Genomic DNA, 15,059 nt, shown 5'->3' on the forward strand with positions numbered 1-15,059 from the left:
TCTGGCCGGGCTCCGCTGCAGCCTTTTGGGGCTCCGGATGCCTTCCTGGTTGCCGTCGCCATGACTCCAACCAGCTGACAATCTGAAACTTCATTTCAAAGACTTCTTAACTCAGCCGTATCATGTCCACGCAAGCCCTGCAATTCGAGACCCTGCAACTTCACGCCGGCCAGCAGCCCGACCCCGTAACCGGAGCCCGCGCCGTACCGCTTTACCAAACGACTTCCTATGTTTTCAAGAACGCCGAGCACGGGGCCAACCTGTTTGCGCTGAAGGAGTTTGGCAACATCTACACCCGGCTGATGAACCCCACCACCGACGTGTTTGAGCAGCGCGTAGCGGCGTTGGAAGGCGGAGTAGCGGCCCTAGCCACGGGCTCGGGGCAGGCGGCACAGTTTATTGCCCTGAACAACATCCTGCAGGCCGGCGACAATTTTGTAAGCAGCTCCCACCTCTATGGCGGCACGTACAACCAGTTTAAAGTGGCTTTCAAGCGCCTGGGCATCGAAGTGCGCTTTGCCGACGGCGACAACCCGGCTTCGTTTGAGCAGCTGATTGACGAGAGCACCAAGGCTATTTACCTCGAAACCATCGGCAACCCGAGCTTCAGCATTCCGGACTTTGAGCGGATTGCGGCCATTGCCGAAAAGCACGACCTGCCGCTGGTTGTCGACAATACCTTCGGGGCGGGCGGCTACCTGTTCCGGCCCCTGGAGCACGGCGCCCACATTGTGGTAGAATCGGCCACGAAGTGGATTGGCGGGCACGGCACCAGCATCGGCGGCGTGATTGTGGACGGCGGCAAGTACGACTTCGGCAACGGCAAGTTTCCGCAGTTCACCGAGCCCTCGGAAGGCTACCACGGCTTGGTATTCAACGACGTGTTCGGCAAGAATGGGCCGTTTGGCAACATTGCCTTCATCATCCGGGCCCGTGTGGAAGGCCTGCGCGACTTCGGTCCGGCCATCAGCCCCTTCAACTCCTGGCAGCTGCTCATCGGCCTCGAAACCCTGAGTTTGCGCGTCGACCGCACCGTGGAAAACGCCCTGCGCATTGCCACCTGGCTGGAGCAGCACCCGCAGGTGGAGAGTGTGAATTATCCGGGCCTAAAGAGCAGCCCCTACCACGCCTTGGCCCAGAAATACCTGAAGCGCGGCTACGGCGGCGTACTGACTTTCAGCATCAAAGGCAGCAAGGAAACGGCCACCCAGTTTATCGACAACCTAAAGCTAGTGAGCCACCTGGCCAACGTGGGCGACGCCAAGACGCTGATTATTCAACCCTCGGCTACCACCCACCAGCAGCTTTCGGAGGAAGAGCAGCGCGCTGCCGGCGTGACGCCCACTTCGCTGCGCCTGTCGGTAGGTATTGAACATTTCGAAGACATCCGCGCAGACTTGGCCCAGGCCTTCGACGCCGTGCGCAACGCTGCCCCCACGACTTCCGACGACGAGGAAGACGCCGTGGTGCAGCCCGAAGTAGAACACGCTGCCCCGCTGGAGGTCTAAAGTAGAGAGGAGACTTGGCGGGCAATGAGAGTGGCCCGTCTGCTCCGGCTACGGCAGCGCCGTGAATGGCAGGATGAGGAGTTGTGAGAGAGGAATCATCCTGACCATTCCGCAATAGCCCGGGTTGAGCCGGCAGAGGTCCACCAAAACCTTCATTGGGTGGGACTGATGCAAGACGGACCAGCCGGCTCAGCCCGCGCGCTATTGCATTGATATTAAAGCCCGCCGCTTACCAGCGGGCTGCCCAACCCGACCTATTGCCTCATGAATCAGCCTCGGCTTTTGAACCTTCCGGCGGGACTCGTGCTCGAAAGTGGCGCGACGCTGGCTCCGGTGCAGATAGCCTACCACACCTTCGGCACGCTCAACGAAGCCCGAGACAATGTGGTATGGGTGTGCCATGCCCTGACGGCCAATGCCGACGTGCTCAGCTGGTGGACCGGCCTGTTTGGCTCCGGCCATTACTTCGACCCAGCCGACTGGTTTATCGTGTGCGCCAATATTTTGGGCTCGTGCTACGGCAGCACCGGCCCGCTGACGCCCGTTGGGGAAGCCGCCGAGCCCCTGTACCAGCAGTTTCCGCTGGTCACGATTCGGGACCTGGCGGCGGCGCACGAGGCTCTGCGGCTGGAGTTGGGCCTAGCGAAAATCCATACTCTGATTGGGGGCTCGTTGGGCGGACAGCAGGCTTTGGAATGGGCTATTCAGCGGCCCGAGGTATTTGCCAATCTGGTGGTGCTGGCTACCAATGCTCAACACTCGCCCTGGGGCATTGCCTTCAATGAGGCCCAGCGGCTGGCCATTTTCGCCGACGTTACTTACCACGAAGGCACGCCCAGCGGTGGGCAGCGGGGCATGAAAGCCGCCCGGGCTACAGCCCTGCTTAGCTACCGCAGCTACGACGCCTACGGCCGCACCCAGGCCGAAACCGACCCCGACCGGCTCGACGACTTTCGGGCCAGTTCCTACCAGCAGCACCAGGGCGACAAACTCGTGGCCCGCTTCAATGCCTACAGCTACGTGGCGTTGTCGCGCACGATGGATACGCACCACGTGGGCCGGGGCCGCGGCAGCCTGGCCGCCGCGCTAAGCCAGATTCGGGCCCGGACGCTGGTGCTGGGCATCAGCTCCGACGTGCTGTTTCCGCCCGCTGAGCAGCAGCTGTTAGCCCGCCACATTCCGGGCGCCACTTATGCCGAAATGGATTCCCAGTTCGGCCACGACGGTTTTTTAATCGAAACCGCCCAGATAACGCAGTTTTTAGAACAATTCTATGTCCCCAGTCTCGTCCATTAACCCCGCGGTATCGGCTATTGCTGCCTCCCTGATAACGGCCAGCGCCCCGCTGCGCATTGGCCTGATCGGCTTTGGCTGCGTCGGCCAGGGCCTCTATGAGATTCTGCAGCGCCTACCCGGCTTTGGGGCCGAAGTACGGCGCATCGCCGTGAAAAACCCGGCCAAGCTCCGTACCCTGCCCGCCGAGGCCTTCAGCTTCCACGCCGACGAGCTGCTGCAGGATCCCGGGTTGGACGTGCTGGTCGAAGTCATTGACGACGCGGCCGAGGCGTTCCGCTTGGTGAGCACCGCGTTGCGGCAGGGCCGACAGGTTGTGACGGCCAATAAAGCCATGGTAGCCCAGCACCTGCCCGAGCTGGTGGCCTTGCAGCGTGAGTTTGGCGGCATCCTGCTGTATGAAGCCGCCGTGTGCGGCAGCATCCCGATTATCCGGACGCTGGACGCGCATTTCGGACAGGAACCACTGCGTAGCGTGAGCGGAATTTTCAACGGCTCTTCGAACTACGTGCTGACGCGCATGGGCCAGGATGGCTCGGAATATGCCGTGGCACTAGCCGAAGCCCAGCAGAAAGGCTTTGCCGAAACCGACCCTACCTTGGACATGGCCGCCTTCGACCCTCGCTCGAAAGCCGTAATTCTGGCGGCTCATGCTTACGGCGTGTTTCTGCAGCCCGAGCAGGTGCTGAACCTGGGCATCGAAAACGTCAGCGCCACCGACATTGGCTACGCGGCCGTAGCCGGCCAGAAGATTAAGGTCGTGGCCGGGCTATACTTGCTGCCCAACAACCAGCTCAGCGTGCTAGTTACTCCGCAGTTTGTCGACCCGACGTCCTCGCTCTACACCGTGGATGATGAGTTCAACGGCGTGGTTATCGAGGCGGAGTTTGCTGGCACCCAGTTTCTGCAGGGCCGGGGCGCAGGCGGACACCCGACCGGCTCAGCCGTGCTTTCCGACATTGCGGCCTTGCGCAACCAGCAGCGCTACGCCTATCCCAAGCTGGGCACCGAGCCGCTAACCTACACCACCGACCTGGAAATTGAAATCTACCTGCGGACCGACGATGAGCTGATTCTAGACCAACTGGGCTTTACCGATATTACCGAGGAAGCCGACGAGGACAGTTATATCGTGGGCTACGTGCCGCTCGATGCCCTGCTTCAGCACCGGGACCGGCTACGCCAAGCCGGGGCCTTCGTGGCCCGCACCGGCAACGTACGGCCCGCAACACACTCCGTTGAGGCCCTGGCCCTGGCGACGAGTGAATGATCAGCCAGCCTTTTTCTGCATACGAAAAAGCCTTTCCCTGTTCCGGGAAAGGCTTTTTTATTAATCGGCTGAACTGGCTTTACTCAAATACCACCCGCTGAGCTGCCAACCCCGAGCCGCGCAGAAGATAAAAGCCCGGAGCAAGCGCCCCACGGCGGATGAGCTGTTCCGGCTGCTCCCAGCGGAAGCGGCGGACCACCCGGCCGGTGGCGTCAAGCAGCTCCAGGGTGCGAGGCTGGAAGGCTACGCCAGTAGCGGCCATCAGACGCACTTCAGCCGCGGCGGGCTGCGGATAGAGCTGCATCAGGGCCAGCTTCTCGGCCGAGCGGTTAGCCGTAACCGTAGCGGGCAGGCGCAGCACCGGCCGCAGGAAGTCGCGCACGAAGCGGAAGGTGGTATCCATGTAGGCCAAGCTCCGGGCGCTGGTACCGCTGTAGGGCACATGGCCAGCACCTTTGAAAGTGTAAAGCGGATTGAACACACCCACCGCATCGGCACGGGGCTTGAGGGCGCCACTGCCGAATACCAGCTGGGCCGGCAAGCCGCTGCCCACCGTGCCGCGGCCATAAGGCACGGTGCCGTCGGCGGTGCCGTGCAGACTGACGAAGGGCACGTCGCCGGACTCAATCCACTGCGGCCGGCCCAGGGCCCCGCACAGGTTTACCACGCCGCGCACGGCGCTGGAGTAGCCGGGGTTGCCGCTATTGCCTTCCAGGCCACCGAGCTGGGCTATTTCCAGGTAGGCGGGCACTTCACTGGCTTTGTCGAGGTACGCTAGCTGCAAGGCCATAAACGCCCCGGCCGAGCTGCCAGCGGCGAAAATATAGCCGGGGTGAATCCGGTAGGTTTTGCTGGTGGCGGCATCCTGGCGGAAAAAGCGCACTGCGGCCCGCATGTCCTGGGTGGCCCGAATGGCGGCCCGGGCAATATTGGTCGTGTCGAAGGGCAGGAACAGGACGCGGTAGTCGATGCTGGCCGTGACGTAGCCCAGACGGGCGTAGCGCTGGCACAACTCAGTTACGTCCTGGTCACTTTTAGTGCCCGAAACAAAGCCACCGCCGTGGGCAAACACCAATAGGGGTCGACGCCGCACGGTGTCGCCGGTGGGCTCGTAGATGTTCATGGTCAGCGTCTGGGTAACGCCGGCGTAGTTGACGGCGCTACCAAACACCACGTTGGAACGGGCAGTAATAGTCGGAAAAATGGGCTGATGGTACCGTCCGCGGGTCGTGTCGATAACGGCCTGGGCCCGCGCCAGCGGGAGTCCGGTCAGGGCCAGTAAAAGAAGGAGGAGAAGTTTTTTCATGTTGATAAGGGCAAAAGACAAAGTAGTAGGACGAGGCCGGAGGCGGCAAAGTTTTCACTACCACTTGATTTTGAAGCTTTTTGCCGGATAACCCCGGGAAACCCGGCCTACATGCGGCCCCAGGGCTTGGGCCAGTGCAGCGCGTTGAGTAGGTTTGTCTGGTTCACTTACCTTGATTCGCGCATGCCCATTACCTCTCCCTTCCTGCGGCCCCACGACCGGGTAGCCATTGTTAGTACGGCCCGCAAAGTGTCGGCCGAGGACGTAGCCGCCGCCGTGGAGATTCTGCGCAGCTGGCAGCTGGAAGTGGTACTGGGCGAGTCTATTACGGCCGTACACCACCAGTTTGCCGGCCCCGATGAGCTGCGCCGCCGCGACTTGCAGCAGCAGCTCGACGCGCCCGACATCCGCGCCATTTTCTGCGCCCGGGGCGGCTACGGCACTACCCGCATCATCGACCAGCTCGACTTTTCGGCCTTTACCGAGCACCCCAAATGGATTGCCGGCTTCAGCGACATTACCACGCTGAACTGCCATCTGCTGAAGCTGGGCTACGAAAGTATCCACGGGGTAATGCCGTTTATTTTTGCCCAGCCCGGCGGGGAAGAAGCTCTGGAAAGCCTGCGCCGGGCCTTGTTCGGTGAGCCCCAGTCGTACGCTGTACCTCCTCATCCGCTCAACCAGCCTGGCACGGCCGCCGGCGAGCTGATGGGCGGCAACCTGACGCTGCTACAAAACCTGACCGGCACGGCCTCCGACTGCCCCACCGCTGGTCGCATTCTGTTTGTGGAAGACGTGGCCGAGTACCTGATGAACATCGACCGAATGATGGTACACCTGGACCGGACCGGCAAGCTCCGCAACCTGGCCGGACTGCTTGTGGGTCACTTCACCGACTCCCAGGACAACGCCGTGCCCTTTGGACAGACGGCCTACGAAATCATTGCAACCTACGCCGCCAAGTACGATTTCCCGGTGGCCTACGGCTTTCCCGTGGGCCACGAGCCCCAGAATATAGCCCTGATTTGCGGCCATCAAGCCCGGCTGACCGTGACCAGCCAGGGCGCCGAGCTTCACTACCTCTAGCCTTTTTGCCCATGAGCTTCGTTGTTCGAGAACTTACCGCTGAACAAGCCCAGACCCGGATTCCGGCTCTGGTGGCCTTGTTTCAGGACGCGCTGGACTCGGGTGCTGCTTTGGGCTTTCTGGCCCCGGTAGCAGAAGGCGAGCTGGAAGAATACTGGCGCGAAGTGGCCGAAGCTGTAGCCCAGGGCCACCGGATTTTGCTCGTGGCCGAAGCCGACGGGCAGCTGCTGGGTACTACGCAGCTCGACCTGGCCACCAAAAGCAATGGCCTGCACCGGGCCGAAGTCTGCAAGGTGATGGTGCACCGCCGGGCTCGGCGCCAGGGCGTAGCGCGCCGCTTGCTGGCAGCGGTGGACGAAAAAGCCCGGCAGCAGCAACGCACCACCCTGCTGCTGGATACCCGCCAGCACGACCCATCCGAGCAGCTCTATCAACAGGCCGGCTACACCGTCGCCGGCACCATCCCCGACTTTGCCCGCAGCTCTTCCGGCGAGCTACACGCCACGGTTATTTACTACAAGCTGTTGAGTTAGTCCCGCTAAACTTTGGGTGCTACGTTTCCCCGGGCGCAGTTGGCTTATCGCCAGAGGGTCGCTCCGGGTAGTCAGCTGTGCGGGAAGATGTAATGACTAGTTTCACAAGTTGCGCCGGCCCCTCGGGTGTGAGGTTCCACACCGGAATCCGCTTTTCACCCACCATGTAGCTGTCCGGAGTCGGCCCAAGCCCGGGGCCGAAGCTCAGCATCCGTGTCCAGTTGTCGAGGGCAAAGGAAATCCGGGCGGCCCGCAGCGCCGGTACTACGCCGGTTAGAAAATCGGGGCCGACTTCATATTCAAGGCCCGATTCGTCGCGCACCCGGCCGGGGCTGCCATTGGGCTCTACCAGCCCGCGGGTGACGTAGGTAAATTCAACTACCGACTGGCCCACAGCCAGCTCCCGCTGGACCGTAGCCAGCATGTCCCACTCATTTTTCATTCGGTTTCCTCCTTCACACATCCGCCCGCCATCTTACGCAAGAAGATGGCGGGCGGATACGGAATTCCGAGTTGAAGTCGGGCGCTACTCGTTGTAAATCGTTTGGAGCACGGTCTGGCCCACGGCTTTCAGGGTGCGCTTGTCAATCACGCTCATGTTGTCCTGGGTGGTGTGGTGGTAAGGCGGAAAGTACTCATCCCCGACGGGCAGGTGGTCGATAATGTCGATGGTGCGCACGCCGGCCTGGTTGGTGTACACATGGTCATCGTCGATGCCGGGGCTGTCCTGAAACAGGAAAAAATCGGAGAAGCCGAGCTGAGCGGCCGTGTTCCACACTTTGTCTACCACGTCGCGGGCGTACTGCCGGGAGGTTTCCTCGCGGCTGAATTTGGCGTTTTTGGCTCCCACCATGTCGAGCAGGATGCCGTAGCTGGGCTTGTAGTTGGCCGGCACCAGGTTTTTCGACCAGTACTGGGAGCCCAGGCACCAGCTGTCCTTGCCCTGGGCGCTGAGCTGGTCTTTCAAATCGGACTGCGTTGAGGAGTCGTAGCCGTAGTCTTCGGAGTCAAACAAAATGAAGTCGATGCCAACGCCGGGCTGCTGGGCGGCAGGCTGCTGGCTGAGCACCCGGGCCATTTCCAGGGCTACGGCCACGCCGCTGGCGCCGTCGGAAGCCCCATCGAGCGGGGCATTTTTCTTCTCCTTGTCCTTATCGGCGAACGGGCGGGTATCCCAGTGGGCAAACACGGCAACGCGCCGGGCCGCCGTGGGATTGAACTGGGCAATGATGTTGCGGCTGCGCAGGTTTGTGCCATCGAAGGCCATAACCTCAAACTTCTGCTCCTTCACCGTCAGCCCGTAGGCTTTGAACTGTTTTACCAGCCAGTCGCCGGTGGCTACGTGGGCTTTCGAGTTGGGCACGCGCGGCCCAAAGGCCACCTGCTTGGCCGTAAAGGCATAGGCCGAGTCGGCGTTGAAAGCCGGAGCGGCAACGGTGGCAGGCGTTTCGGCGGGGGCACTGGTCGTGGTTTCCTTTTTATCGGTGCCGCAGCTGGCCAGCAGCAGACCGGCCGCGGCGGCCAGGGTTAGCCCAAGTCGGTTATTCTTCATAAGCCCAGTCAACGCCGGTTTTTAAGTCTTTAATCACAATGCCCTGCCCTTTCAACGCCGCCCGAATCTGGTCAACCTTGTCGTAGGCTTTGGCCGTTTTGGCTTCCTGGTAAAAGCCCAGGGTAAGCTCCAGCAGCTGCTCGGCGTTGGCCCGGGGCTCGTCCTGCAAGCCCAGCACCTGGGTTACGACGGTACGGTAAGCCTCCATAGCATCTTCCAGCACAGCTTCGCTCACCGAGCTCAGTGTGGCCAAGTTGGCGAAGAATCCGTTGAACTTGCGCACCAAATTAAACAGGCTGGCAATGGCGCGGGCCGTGTTCAAATCGTCGTTGAGGCCTACGAAAATATCGGCCACCAGCTTGCGCAGCTCGGCGTCGGCCTTCTCCGTGTCGGTGCTCCGCTCAGCGCCTTCGGGCAGCACCAGCTTGTCGAGCAGGCGCAGGCCGTTCATAAGCTTGCGGTAGCCTTTGCGGGCCGCCTGCAGCGCCTCGTCCGATACGTCGACGGGTGAGCGGTAGTGGGCCTGGAGCAGGAAGAAACGCACCACCATGGGCGAATAGGCCTGGGTGAGCGTAGCCGTGGGGCCTTTGAACATTTCGCCCAGCAGCACGAAGTTGCCGATGCTCTTGCTCATCTTGGTGCCGTCCACGGTTATCATGTTGTTGTGCACCCAGAAGCGCGACTCGTCGGTGTGGGTGTGGCTGCCCTGGCACTGGGCTATTTCGCACTCGTGGTGCGGAAACATCAAATCCAAGCCACCGCCGTGAATGTCGGAGAGCTGGCCCAGGTACTTGCGGCTCATGGCCGAGCACTCGAGGTGCCAGCCCGGGAAACCCTCGCCCCAGGGCGAAGGCCAGCGCATGATGTGCTCGGGCGCGGCCTTTTTCCAGATGGCAAAATCCAGGGGGCTGCGCTTCTCGTCCTGCCCGGCCAGCGTGTCGCGGGTGCCAGCCAGTTGGTCTTCGATGCTGCGGTTAGAGAGCTTGCCGTACCGGTCACGCTCGGCGTTGTACTTGGGCACGTCGAAGTACACCGAGCCGTTGACCTCGTAGCCAAAGCCGTTCTCGATGATTTCCTCCACCATCCGAATTTGCTCGGTGATGTGGCCGCTGGCCTGGGGCTCGATATCGGGCGGCAGGCAGCCCAAAGCCAGCATGTTCTGGCGGTACAGGTTGGTGTAGTGCTGGGCAATCTGCATGGGCTCCTTGCGCTGGGCGCGGGCGGCCTTGGCCATCTTGTCCTCGCCTTCGTCGGCGTCGCTTTCCAGGTGTCCCACGTCGGTTACGTTGCGCACGTAGCGCACGGTGTAGCCCAGGTAGCGCAAGTAGCGCGTCAGCACGTCGAATACGACTGGGCCGCGGGCGTTGCCCAAGTGGGCCTCGCTGTACACCGTCGGGCCGCAGAGGTACACGCCCGCGAAAGGCGCGTTGACGGGCACGAACTGGTCTTTGCGACGGGTAAGGGTATTATAAAGGGAAAGCGGGTGCTCCATGGGGCAAAAGTAGCAAGATTTGGCGGTCAGCCCGAGTTGAATTACTTAGGATTATCGGGCGGATTACGGGCTGTAAACAAACAACCAGGCAGCTGTTTTGCACCGCCATAAAATTACAGGGCCCCTAATACTCGGCAACTCACCGCACTTTGAGCACAAAAACGGTACATAAACCCGTTTTGGCAGTACAAAAAGTTCACTAGCCAGTACAACGGGTTCCATTTTCAGTATATCCGTGTTACTGCGCAGGTGGTGCAGGCCGCAGCTGGTATGTTGCTGATGTCGGGAAATGGTCGGAGTAGGGAATTTCGTAATTGACTTTAAACTCCTCCACCTGCCACTGCGGGCTGGCAAACTGGTTGTCGATGCGTACGAAGGGCAAGGCGCCGTTGTAAGTGGCCCCCACACCATTGCCCACGGTGGCCCAGGCATTCTGAAAACGGTCGGCCAGCTGGTCGTAGCTGTAGCTGTAAGGCAAGTCGTTGAGGTCGGCGCAGAGCAGCATGGGGTAGCGACACTGCTCGAAACGCTGAATCAGGGTATCAACTTGCACGCTGCGGGCCACCATGCCACGTTTGAAGCGCCGCATCAGGCCCAGGCCCTTTTTCTTCAGGCCGGCCTTGCTGGAGTAGCTATCCACAATGTCCTTCTCATCCATGCTCATGCTTTGCAGGTGGAAGTTGTAGACCCGGATTGTGTCGCCGGAGGGCAGGCGCAGGTCGGCGTACATAGCGTGGTTCTGGGTGAGCCGGTCGAAGGAAATAGTGCCCCGTCCCACGATGGGAAAGCGCGAGAAAATAGCCATGCCAAACTCGGCACCGGCCCCATTGGTCAGGGTTTTCGATAGGAAAACCTGACGGCCAGCCTGCTTGCCAATTTTATCCACGCTGCGAAACAGGCGGCCTTCCCCGGTGCGGCTGCCTACGGGCTCATTATAAAACTCCTGCAGGCAGAGCACGTCGGCCGAACTCTCCGCCAGCCACTGAATGAACTTAGTGGGCGACTCCGGGTCCTTTTCGCGCAGCTGGGCATACACGTTGAAGATGCGCACGTTGGCACTGAGCAGCCGTACGGTCTGGTTGGTAGGTTCGGGAGCCGCGCGCATGGGAGCCAGTTGGGCCGGGTGCAGGGCTAGGCCGCGCTGAAAGTGGGGCCAGGTCAGGAAAGCCACCAGAGCCGGCAGGGCCGCCACGCGCCAGTTGCGCAGCAGCCAGTAGACCACCGCCACCAAGTTGAGCCCCAGGGCTACGGGCAGGGTCAGGGCACCAAATGAGGCAGGCCAGAACGTCCGGGCCGGAATCTGCACGCAGGCAATGGCTATGAGCAGCCACGCAATGACGAGCAGGGTACATTTAAAGGCAAAGGAACGGCGCACAATCGAAAACCCCTAGGCGGGCAAAGCAAAGGTATAGGTTACGGCCACTTTCACGCTACTGGTGCTTATTCCTGGTAAAAGCCCGACTTTTTTGGTTGTATCTTTCCTTATGAAATTACCTCTACGCATTCGGTTTGCCGCTATCCTATGTATTGAGCTGATTACGTCCCTATTCGCCGGGGCGGCCGCCGCGGCGCGGTCGGAGCCCGAGCAGCCGGCTCGCACCCTGGAGTTTGTAGAAAACAAGGGGCAGTGGCCCAAGCCGGTGCAGTACCTGGCCGAGCTGCCGAGCGGCCGGCTGTTCCTCGAAAAAACTGGCTTTACCTACGCCTTCGTTGATTCCAAGGCCCTGGCCCGGCACCACGACCACGCGGCCCCGACTGGGAAGTTGGCGGCTCACGCCTACTCCGTTACGTTCGTGAGTGGCAATGCTAACCCGGATTTTGTCCCCACTGAGGCTACAACTGAGCAGCGCAACTACTTTCTGGGTGCCGACTCCCGCAGCTGGGCCACCCGGGTGCGGGGCTTCCGCCGGGTGCGCTACCAGAACGTGTACCCCGGCATCAGCACCGAGCTCTACGAAAACGCCAGCGGCCACCTCGAATACGACTTTCAGCTGCGCGCCGGAGCCCAGCCTTCCCAAATTCGGCTACGCTACACCGGGGCCCAGCAACTAAGTCTGCAGGAAGGCCAACTGCGGATTCAGACCGCCGTGGGCACCATTCTGGAGCTGGCGCCCCGGGCCTGGCAGCAGCAGGGCGAAAAGCGCGTGCCCGTAACCTGCGAGTACGTGCTGCACAACAACGTGGTGAGTTTCCGCCTGGGCCGCTACAACCACGAGCTGCCGCTGGTAATTGACCCTACGGTGCTGTTTTCGTCTTTCACCGGCTCCACGGCCGACAACTGGGGCTTCACGGCTACCTACGACCCGCAGGGCAATATGTACTCGGGCGGCATCGTGTTTGGCATCGGCTACCCCACCAGTCTCGGCGCGTTCGACACGTCGTTCAACGGCCTGGCCGATATTGCTATTTTCAAGTACAATACCACAACGACCGGCACAGCTTCCCGCCTGTACGCCACCTACCTAGGCGGCGACTCTACCGAAGCGCCGCATAGCCTGGTCGTGAATTCGGCGGGGGAGCTGGTCATTATGGGTGCCAGCAGTTCCCGCAACTACCCCACCACCGATGGAGCATTCGACCGGACATTCAACGGCGGCTCACGGCTTACCAACATCAACGGCCTGCGTTATATCAACGGCAGCGACCTTATCGTCAGTAAGCTCAGCGCCGACGGTGGCCGGCTGACGGCTTCCACCTTTCTGGGCGGCGCGGGCACCGACGGCCTGGCCCCGGGCAGCGTCTTGACTCATAACTACGGTGACCAGTTCCGCGGCGACGTTATTACCGATGGTGCCAACAACGTGTATGTCGCCTCCGTCACAAGCAGCAGCGACTTTCCCGGCGCTGGGGCCTCGGCTATTCAGCGTACCAACCGCGGCGGCGGCTCCGATGCCGTAGTCTGTAAGCTCAGCCCCAACCTGGGCAGTGTGCAGTGGAGTACGTACCTGGGCGGAACAGGAGCCGATGCAGCCTATTCTATTCAACTAGGGCCCGCCAACGACGTGTACGTAAGCGGCGGCACGAGCAGCACCGACTTTCCTGTGACGCCCGGCAGCTTCAAGCCGCAGCACCCCGGCACCGATGTGGATGGTTTTGTGGCCCACCTCAGCAACACGGGCACCAAGCTGGAGCAGGCTACTTACTTGGGAACTACATTCTACGATCAAGCCTATTTTATCCAGCTCGACGCCGCCTCCAATGTGTATGTGCTGGGCCAAACAAACGGCCTATACCCGGTAACTGCGGGCTTGTACTCGACTATCCGCGGCAATCATTTCGTGCAAAAGTTTGACGCTACCCTTAGCCAAAGCCTGTACTCTACCCGTTTCGGCGGGGGCCTGAATACCAACCCCAATCTGGCGCTGACAGCCTTTCTGGTCGATGAGTGTGAGCGAATTTACGTCTGTGGCTGGGGTGGCGTTGTCAACTCAGGTTTCAGCGGGGGCAGTACCAGTGAGCTGCCCATTACGACCAACGCCCTGCAGTCCCGCACCGACGGCTCCGACTTTTACCTAGCCCAGTTTTCGGCCGGCATGAAAGAGTTGGAGTACGCCACCTTCTTCGGCGAAGCCGGGGGCCGCGGGGAGCACGTCGACGGGGGCACCTCCCGCTTCGACAAGCGCGGCATTGTGTACCAGGCCGTGTGCGGGGGCTGCACCGGCACCTCGGGCTTCCCGACGCTGCCCACCGCCAGCTTTTCCCAGACCAACAACAGCCGCAACTGCAACAACGCCGCCTTCAAGATTGACTTTGGCATCCGCATCGCCGACCCCGGCCCCAACCGCTCAGTCTGCGTCAGCGCGGTTCCGTTCGTACTGGGCGGCAGCCCGGCCGGCGGCACCTGGTCGGGACCGGGTGTAACGGCCCGGGCGGGCGGCGGCTACCAGTTCACACCCTCAGCCGCCGTGCTCGGCGTAAATATGCTCACGTACTCGGTGGCCTCCACGGGCACCTGCGTCAGCACCCGCCGCCTGCGCGTCACAGTCACGCCCGAAATAGCACCGGTCTTTACCCCTGTATTGCCCCAGTGCGCAGCTTCCACCGCGGCTATTCCCTTGTCGGCTACGCCGCCCGGCGGCACGTTCAGCGGCCCCGGGGTCAGCGGCAACACGTTCACGCCTTCCCGGGCTCAGGTCGGCACCCACGTGCTGACCTACTCTTTCAGCGACACGACCCGCTGCGGCTTTATTACCCAAACCGTGGTGGTCGACCCGCCGCGCCCGGTGGAGGCCGGCCCCGACCTGACGCTGTGCTCCTACGAAACGCAGCCGGTCCAGCTCACAGGCTTTAGTCCGGCCGGTGGGGTGTGGAGCGGTCCGGGGGTAAGTGCTACCGGCTTGTTTACGCCGCCCAACACCAACAACCGCGGCGCCATCCTTACGCTGCGCTACAGCTTTTCCGACAACGCCTGCAGCACTTCCGACACCCGCACCGTAGTGCTGGCCCCTTCTCCCGGCACAAACATCGACCTGAATGTGCCGGCCTGCGAGGCCGCGCCTCACTACACGGCCCTGGCCCCCTTCACGCATACCTTCGCCCCGATTCTGCCCGGCGGCGTCTACCAGTGGAGTTTCGGCGACGGCGCTACTTCCACCGAGGCCAACCCCACCCACACCTATGCCCAGCCGGGCCAGTACCAGGTGCGGCTCACTGCGTTCTACTCCAGTTGTGAAGTCCTGACCCAGTTTGCACCCGTCACCGTTGGCGAAATATTTATTCCCAACATCATCACCCCCAACGACGACCCCGAGCGCCTCAACGAGCAGTTTGTGCCCCGTTTCAGCTGCCTGCCGGCTTCGCTGCAGGTCTTTACCCGCTGGGGCAATAAAGTGTACGAAACCAGCCGCTACCTCAATGACTGGCGCGGCGAGAACCTGCCCGATGGGGTGTACTACTATTTGCTGCGCGACGCTAGTGGCCGCTCGGCGAAGGGCTGGGTGGAAGTAAAACGCTAGTTTCTTGGGATTAGCAGCGGCTGCTATGCCTACCTTTACCACCTATTGCCTTTTCGTATTTGCC

Annotated in this window: 11 protein-coding genes; 6 read left to right on the forward strand and 5 right to left on the reverse strand. The window is 61.5% G+C overall.

The genetic code is table 11. From position 1 onward, the window contains the following. The first annotated feature begins 122 nt into the window (after nt 1-122). The 3 genes from MUN80_RS01590 (at nt 123) to MUN80_RS01600 (ending at nt 4,071) form a co-directional block, all read left to right on the forward strand. Nucleotides 123-1,508, forward strand: coding sequence for an O-acetylhomoserine aminocarboxypropyltransferase/cysteine synthase family protein (locus MUN80_RS01590; protein WP_244718731.1), 1,386 nt, complete (start codon nt 123-125; stop codon nt 1,506-1,508). A 264-nt stretch (nt 1,509-1,772) separates the two neighbouring features. Next, nucleotides 1,773-2,804, forward strand: a complete 1,032-nt coding sequence (locus MUN80_RS01595; RefSeq protein ID WP_244718733.1) for a homoserine O-acetyltransferase family protein — start codon at nt 1,773-1,775, stop codon at nt 2,802-2,804. Next, nucleotides 2,782-4,071: a homoserine dehydrogenase gene (locus MUN80_RS01600; protein WP_244718735.1), complete on the forward strand. Its 1,290-nt coding sequence runs from the start codon at nt 2,782-2,784 to the stop codon at nt 4,069-4,071. The genes MUN80_RS01595 and MUN80_RS01600 overlap by 23 nt, the downstream gene beginning before the upstream one ends. 79 nt (nt 4,072-4,150) lie before the next feature. Here MUN80_RS01600 and MUN80_RS01605 read toward each other — a convergent pair whose 3' ends face one another. Next, on the reverse strand, nt 4,151-5,377 hold the full coding sequence (locus MUN80_RS01605; RefSeq protein WP_244718737.1) for an alpha/beta hydrolase: 1,227 nt from the start codon (nt 5,375-5,377) through the stop codon (nt 4,151-4,153). Between the two features lie 183 nt (nt 5,378-5,560). On the opposite strand from MUN80_RS01605, the gene MUN80_RS01610 reads away from it, so the two are divergent. Together MUN80_RS01610 and MUN80_RS01615 are read left to right on the forward strand one after the other, a co-directional pair. After that, nucleotides 5,561-6,463: a S66 peptidase family protein gene (locus MUN80_RS01610; RefSeq protein WP_244718739.1), complete on the forward strand. Its 903-nt coding sequence runs from the start codon at nt 5,561-5,563 to the stop codon at nt 6,461-6,463. A gap of 11 nt (nt 6,464-6,474) precedes the next feature. Further along, a complete protein-coding gene (locus MUN80_RS01615; protein ID WP_244718741.1) occupies nt 6,475-6,996 on the forward strand; it encodes a GNAT family N-acetyltransferase in 522 nt (173 codons plus the stop codon). A 19-nt stretch (nt 6,997-7,015) separates the two neighbouring features. On the opposite strand, the gene MUN80_RS01620 is transcribed toward MUN80_RS01615, so the two are convergent. From MUN80_RS01620 to MUN80_RS01635, 4 genes are all read right to left on the reverse strand, one after another. Continuing rightward, the gene (locus tag MUN80_RS01620; protein ID WP_244718743.1) at nt 7,016-7,438 is read right to left on the reverse strand and encodes a hypothetical protein; all 423 of its coding nucleotides are present in this window, start codon (nt 7,436-7,438) and stop codon (nt 7,016-7,018) included. 84 nt (nt 7,439-7,522) lie between these two features. Then, on the reverse strand, nt 7,523-8,548 hold the full coding sequence (locus MUN80_RS01625; protein WP_244718746.1) for a M28 family peptidase: 1,026 nt from the start codon (nt 8,546-8,548) through the stop codon (nt 7,523-7,525). Continuing rightward, nucleotides 8,538-10,040, reverse strand: a complete 1,503-nt coding sequence (cysS, locus tag MUN80_RS01630) for a cysteine--tRNA ligase (RefSeq protein ID WP_244718749.1) — start codon at nt 10,038-10,040, stop codon at nt 8,538-8,540. The genes MUN80_RS01625 and cysS overlap by 11 nt, the downstream gene beginning before the upstream one ends. 238 nt (nt 10,041-10,278) lie before the next feature. Beyond that, on the reverse strand, nt 10,279-11,415 hold the full coding sequence (locus MUN80_RS01635; RefSeq protein WP_244718752.1) for an endonuclease/exonuclease/phosphatase family protein: 1,137 nt from the start codon (nt 11,413-11,415) through the stop codon (nt 10,279-10,281). A 109-nt stretch (nt 11,416-11,524) separates the two neighbouring features. Here MUN80_RS01635 and MUN80_RS01640 point away from each other — a divergent pair, with 109 nt between their 5' ends. Beyond that, nucleotides 11,525-14,995: a DUF7948 domain-containing protein gene (locus tag MUN80_RS01640; protein WP_311136261.1), complete on the forward strand. Its 3,471-nt coding sequence runs from the start codon at nt 11,525-11,527 to the stop codon at nt 14,993-14,995. Nucleotides 14,996-15,059: the final 64 nt, after the last annotated feature.

The organism is Hymenobacter cellulosivorans (assembly GCF_022919135.1).
Classification (GTDB): domain Bacteria; phylum Bacteroidota; class Bacteroidia; order Cytophagales; family Hymenobacteraceae; genus Hymenobacter; species Hymenobacter cellulosivorans.

Coding starts and splice junctions, on each gene's coding strand:
- MUN80_RS01590 (WP_244718731.1), top strand. CDS start 123: ATGTCCACGCAAGCCCTGCAATTCGAGACCCTGCAACTTCACGCCGGC.
- MUN80_RS01595 (WP_244718733.1), top strand. CDS start 1,773: ATGAATCAGCCTCGGCTTTTGAACCTTCCGGCGGGACTCGTGCTCGAA.
- MUN80_RS01600 (WP_244718735.1), top strand. CDS start 2,782: ATGTCCCCAGTCTCGTCCATTAACCCCGCGGTATCGGCTATTGCTGCC.
- MUN80_RS01605 (WP_244718737.1), bottom strand. CDS start 5,377: ATGAAAAAACTTCTCCTCCTTCTTTTACTGGCCCTGACCGGACTCCCG.
- MUN80_RS01610 (WP_244718739.1), top strand. CDS start 5,561: ATGCCCATTACCTCTCCCTTCCTGCGGCCCCACGACCGGGTAGCCATT.
- MUN80_RS01615 (WP_244718741.1), top strand. CDS start 6,475: ATGAGCTTCGTTGTTCGAGAACTTACCGCTGAACAAGCCCAGACCCGG.
- MUN80_RS01620 (WP_244718743.1), bottom strand. CDS start 7,438: ATGAAAAATGAGTGGGACATGCTGGCTACGGTCCAGCGGGAGCTGGCT.
- MUN80_RS01625 (WP_244718746.1), bottom strand. CDS start 8,548: ATGAAGAATAACCGACTTGGGCTAACCCTGGCCGCCGCGGCCGGTCTG.
- cysS (WP_244718749.1), bottom strand. CDS start 10,040: ATGGAGCACCCGCTTTCCCTTTATAATACCCTTACCCGTCGCAAAGAC.
- MUN80_RS01640 (WP_311136261.1), top strand. CDS start 11,525: ATGAAATTACCTCTACGCATTCGGTTTGCCGCTATCCTATGTATTGAG.